This is a genomic window from Aureimonas glaciei (genome assembly GCF_014643375.1).
GTDB classification, from domain to species: domain Bacteria; phylum Pseudomonadota; class Alphaproteobacteria; order Rhizobiales; family Rhizobiaceae; genus Plantimonas; species Plantimonas glaciei.
Genome location: NZ_BMJJ01000026.1, coordinates 1 through 4,869 on the forward strand (window position 1 = coordinate 1; position 4,869 = coordinate 4,869).

A 4,869-nucleotide genomic window follows, 5' to 3' on the forward strand; every position below is an offset into this window, starting at 1 on the left:
CCCTCTGCAAAAGAGAACAGCCTAACCACTGGCCGGATTTTACTCCGCCGCACTCGGCGTTATGCCGGCGCTCCTGTGGCCTGGTTTGTCACCGCCGTGCACACCGCAGGTGAAATTCTGGTCTCCGAACCCTTGGCGCTTGTAGGGTCGACACCCGCCGGCGGGTAGTCAGACGGCATGACAGTTCGATTCGATGGAGTGAGCTGCTCTAACTGTATGCGGCTCCTGCTTAAGGAAGTAACCGAAGGGTATGCAGACGCGTGATTTCGAAGAAGAGGTTCCGTGCGTCGGCCATCCGGAAATCAGCCTGACGCTGTTCATCGAATGGTCGTTTCGGGGATACCTCGTAACTTAGAACGTCGTGGAGGGTCGTGAGCAGAGTAGCCAGCTTTTTGTCTGTCACTCCGAAGAGTGGAACGACCGCTTTCAGCCCGTTGCAGCGTTTAGGGCAGATGATCAATCCAATCTACCGGTGGGCTGTTCTTCGGCCGACCCAAGAGAAAGCCCTGTCCAAAATGAACCCCGTTAGCCCGCAACCATTGCAGTTGCATCACATTCTCAACGCCTTCAGCTACAAGGTGGATGTTCAAGTCCGCCGTTAGCCGCGTTACAGTACGTATTATCGCCTCGACTTTTCTGTCCGGAAGTTGCCTAAGGAAACTTGCGTCGATCTTTAACCCATCGACATCAACCATTTGTAGGTAGCTGAGCGACGAATATCCGGTTCCGAAATCATCAAGAACCAGACGAACTCCTTGCGCTTTTATCGCCGAAAGCTGCACAAGCACGTTGTCGGAAAAATCGACGAAGATGTTTTCCGTAATCTCGATGCCGACCCGTGAGGGTGACAGGCCAGTTTCCTGCAATATGTTCGCCAGAATCTTGGGAAACAGACCGCTGACCAATTGCTGAGGCGAGAGGTTGACGTTGACCTGCACACTCGAGGGCCACTTGGCCGCTCGCTTAAGAGACTCCCGCAAAATCCACTCTCCCAGCCGGTCGATCAGACCGCTAGCTTCCGCCACAGGAATGAACGTAGCCGGTGACACTTGGCCCCGTGTAGGGTGATGCCATCGTGCAAGTGCTTCCAGACACAAGATTTGACCAGTGAATAGATCCGCGATGGGCTGATAGACAACTGTAATCTCCCCGTTGTCGATCGCCGCCGCGAGCTCCCCTTCCTGCACGAGACGCGCATTATACTCATCCTCGAGGTCGCGGGTGAAACAGCGAACCGCCCCTTTGCCGTCAGCCTTCGCCCGGTAAAGCGCAAGGTCAGCCTTAAAGAAGAGGCGAGAGGCATCATCGGCCGTATCCTCTAGCGCAGCAACGCCGATACTAGTGCTGGGGGTCACGCTATGGCCGTGGAGCACCAGACGTTCTGCAATCAGTTCAGACAGTCGTGTTGCTCCGCTCACTCCGCTTTCGAAATCTACGTCAGCAATGAGCACCGCGAACTCGTCTCCTCCGAGGCGTCCGCCTGCGTCCGACGGGCGGAGGGCAGATCTTATTCGGTTAGCGACGGATTCCAGCAAATCGTCGCCAAAGTGGTGACCATAGGTGTCGTTCGTTTTCTTGAAGTCGTCGAGATCGATGCTGGCGAGGACGAAACGACGCCCTTCCTCACAGGCTTTTTCCACCCGCCCGACAAAAGCTTTGCGGTTAAGAAGCCCGGTAAGCCCATCGTGCTTAGCCAGGTAGGCGAGCTTTAGATCCGCTTCGTAGCGCTCGGTTACGTCGCGGCCTATGCCGCGAAATCCGGTCATATGGCCATCCACGCTATGCACGGGATGGCCCGTCAGGTTGAACCAAAGCTGTTTCGAGCCGAGCCGTGCTGTCGCCGTGACATCCCGAAAAGCGACATGCTGTTTCAGGTAATTTGTCAGTTGGGGATGGTTTGCGCTTTCTTCCGTAGCACCGAATATCGTGTCGAGACGCCATTCTTGATGGATTGCCGTCTTTGAATCCACGACGGCGGCAAGGCTCGCTGGCACGGAGGCTAACCGTCCGACGGCGTCGGTTTCCCAAAGCCAGTCGGAAGACCCTTCCTGATACTCACGCAGGAAGATGTTCACAGTTGCGACTTCACGCCTCAGAGCTGCTTGCGCCTTCGAGCGCCCCTCAAATGCGATGTTGGTGCAGACGATGCCGACGATCGCAAACATCGTATAGCTGCCGAAGGCCACCGTGGTGACGGTATCGGCTATTCCGAGTAACGCCACTGCCACCATCGACAGAAGCGCGACAGGAGCAAAAAAGCTGAAAGCCACAATGGCCGGAACGCAAATGATCGGCGTCGAAACCACCCCGAGCGCGAGCCCGATGATCAGCGCACGTTGGTCTACCGTGCCGTAGTACGCCAAGGCATTGATTAGAGCGCCCCATCCGATACCCAAAGCTAGATACAGGAGGCGGGCCAATCGGAGATAACCAAATGCGTTCTCGGTTCGTCGCCAAATCAGAGACGCAGTCACGATGAGCCCGTAAATCGTCACGATAACCGCGCCAATGACGGGAAGAAGCATTCGGTCCAGCGGTTGAAAATTCAGCACAACGAAGATCGCATTACCGATCCCGGTCACCGCGAACAGCATGCTCAGGTTGAACAGGAGGCTTGCCTGATCGCGCAGTGCCTCCTTATTCTGCTGGGAGGTCGGAGACTTCAGTCGAAGGAGACGGCGCAGCGAAGCTGCGCCGTCCCTTGTTCGAGAGACGATTGAATCCCAAAACATTACCAACGCAGCATCCCATGCACCCTTGGCACGATCATTCCCGTCCGGCGCCGGTACCGAGTATAGGAAGCTGCCATCAACGTATTAAAGAACTGCGCTTCTTCCGACTTCGCGATTGCGTAGTACCAGCCAATCAGTAGGGCGGCAGCCAGCCATTGCAGCCCGCCGGCGGCAACGGCAGAGCCTAGCCAGAAAAGGCAGTAAGCCAGATAGAACGGATGGCGGACGAAGGCATAGGGGCCATTCTCGTAGAGCAAGTCCGGATCGGACTGGCTATGGGCGAGCTGGGGTGGCCTATGCCTGGTCGTCCTGACAGCCCACCAAAATAAGGCTGCCGAAGCGCATGATACGGTGACGAAGACGAAAGCCCTGAGGCCACTGACATCACCCGTGGTGATGAGAACGAGGAAGAGCAGCGCCGAAAGGCTGCTCGCGGCCGTGAGGGCGCGCATGGCGGATGGCATGCCCTCGCTGGAGCGGAAATGCCCCCGCAGGCCCCAACTAAACGAGGCAAGCGGCACAGTAGCGAAAGCGATTATCAGTGCAGTTAGCATCGCTTAAGCTCCCCTAACCGAGAGGGTTACGGGGCCGCCTTCGAAAAAGGCGCTGAGGTCCCCAGTTCGGCCGGCCAGCGGATCCATAGCCGGAACGGCAAGCCGAACTCTGTCGTATTGCTCGCGGTCACTCGCCATCAACCGCATCGGGCAACTCAGCCCGGGATAGGGACGCAGTTCAGATGCAGCCTCGTATCCAAGTCGCCGATAGAAGGGAGTATGGTTCTCACGAATGCAGGCAAGATGAACTTGGCTATGCGCGCACAGCGCGATGTAGCCCGCCATCCGATAGAGCAGGAAGACGAGGCCCTGATTGTTCTCTGCTTCCGGGCTGCGGACGAGCCTTGTTACCTCGATGCCCCGCCCTGAAAACGGGCTACCGGCATCACGGTCCAACAGGTCGTCCACCTCTTTGCGGAACGCGTCCCTCGCCGGTGAGGTCAAGTCTGTTCCGCGGGCTAGGGTGCAGGTACGTACCGAAGCCACAGCGACGCCCCTATCGTAGATGACGATCGTACTGGCATTGGGCATATCGTCGTAAATATCCTTGAACCGGCCAGAGGTGTTTGGTTCGATATGCTTGCCCGCGACATAGCTGCAATAGCGGAGCCGGAAGGCGTCATCTCTGACTGGATCGTCGACGGCAAGTCGCGCGATATATTCGTCGCATCGCGTTGCCGAGCCGACGCGCCTGGCCGGGGGCACCTTGGCTACGGGCTGGAGAAGTGATTCGTGCTGAAGTTGCACACCAATTGGAAACGACGAAAGTGTATGGTCCATCGAAGAAGCCTCATCGTTGAAGCCGCGCAAACATCTGTGCGCCCCGGCATCGGCCGGGCAATCGGAGGATCCGACTGGGCTTCACGATTGTGAAGTTCTCGATGATCAGGTGATAGGCCTGCCGCAATTCAGATGTGCATGTAATGAGGAGTAGTGTCGTGCAGGTCTTCCAACCCGTCGAAAACATTGCTGATTTTCGCTCCTTGGACGAAGGCGAAATTCTGTGTGGGTATCTGGACGGCATGACTGGCTCGCCATGCACGCTGGCGGAAGTCTCACGTTCCTACTGGCATGGTTGGCGAAACGGACTTGTCGACGGTGGTTTCACCGAACGAGACGGTCCGCAGCTCCGGCTTGAAGCGCAGTTCTGGGCTCTATCGACATGAAGCCTGCGAGCGACGCCGGCGCAGATCGCAAGGCAGCCTACATCCTGATGAAGCTACTGGCCCGTCCAACTCCTCAAGTTGCCGCGGAAATCATTTCCAACCTGGTACGGGCGAAGGGCAGCTTTATCGTCATTCCGTTCTAAAGCTGCCGGTCTGCTCTCGGCCCGTTCACGCCATCGGAAATGATTTCCACACCAACCGAGGAAAAGTGCTTCGCTCTGACGGCTGCTTACCAACGGTTATCATCTCCGAAATCGATCTCCCGCCTTTTTGCCCGCCCAGGGCGGTAGATCCTTGTTCGCGACCCATGGGAGAAGACAGATAGGCCGAGGCTCGAGATGCCCCGTGATCGACGGGTATTTGACGAGGTGGCTTTTGATCAGGGGCAGTCCCGCCACGTTCGTATAGCGAAGCTCG

Annotated in this window: 5 protein-coding genes; 2 read left to right on the plus strand and 3 right to left on the minus strand. The window is 57.2% G+C overall.

The genetic code is table 11. The features are described from left to right. Positions 1-443: 443 nt before the first annotated feature. From IEX88_RS26540 to IEX88_RS26550, 3 genes are read right to left on the minus strand one after another with little or no spacing between them, the layout of a single operon-like run. A complete protein-coding gene (locus tag IEX88_RS26540; protein ID WP_244640514.1) occupies positions 444-2,732 on the minus strand; it encodes a putative bifunctional diguanylate cyclase/phosphodiesterase in 2,289 nt (762 codons plus the stop codon). Then, positions 2,732-3,286 carry a methyltransferase family protein gene (locus IEX88_RS26545; protein WP_188855495.1) on the minus strand — a complete coding sequence of 185 codons (555 nt, stop codon included), beginning with the start codon at positions 3,284-3,286 and terminating at the stop codon, positions 2,732-2,734. The genes IEX88_RS26540 and IEX88_RS26545 overlap by 1 nt, the downstream gene beginning before the upstream one ends. A 3-nt stretch (positions 3,287-3,289) precedes the next feature. Further along, the gene (locus IEX88_RS26550) at positions 3,290-4,066 is read right to left on the minus strand and encodes an N-acyl amino acid synthase FeeM domain-containing protein (RefSeq protein ID WP_188855496.1); all 777 of its coding nucleotides are present in this window, start codon (positions 4,064-4,066) and stop codon (positions 3,290-3,292) included. A gap of 158 nt (positions 4,067-4,224) precedes the next feature. Between IEX88_RS26550 and IEX88_RS26555 the strand changes: the two genes are divergently transcribed. Continuing rightward, entirely contained in the window at positions 4,225-4,452 is a 228-nt protein-coding gene (locus IEX88_RS26555) for a hypothetical protein (protein ID WP_244640513.1), read from the plus strand. After that, entirely contained in the window at positions 4,449-4,595 is a 147-nt protein-coding gene (locus IEX88_RS26560; RefSeq protein WP_188855498.1) for a hypothetical protein, read from the plus strand. The genes IEX88_RS26555 and IEX88_RS26560 overlap by 4 nt, the downstream gene beginning before the upstream one ends. The last annotated feature ends 274 nt before the right edge of the window (positions 4,596-4,869 follow it).

Bases quoted from the DNA above. Each gene is read 5' to 3' on its own strand.
- IEX88_RS26540 (WP_244640514.1), bottom strand. From the start codon at position 2,732: ATGTTTTGGGATTCAATCGTCTCTCGAACAAGGGACGGCGCAGCTTCG.
- IEX88_RS26545 (WP_188855495.1), bottom strand. From the start codon at position 3,286: ATGCTAACTGCACTGATAATCGCTTTCGCTACTGTGCCGCTTGCCTCG.
- IEX88_RS26550 (WP_188855496.1), bottom strand. From the start codon at position 4,066: ATGGACCATACACTTTCGTCGTTTCCAATTGGTGTGCAACTTCAGCAC.
- IEX88_RS26560 (WP_188855498.1), top strand. From the start codon at position 4,449: ATGAAGCCTGCGAGCGACGCCGGCGCAGATCGCAAGGCAGCCTACATC.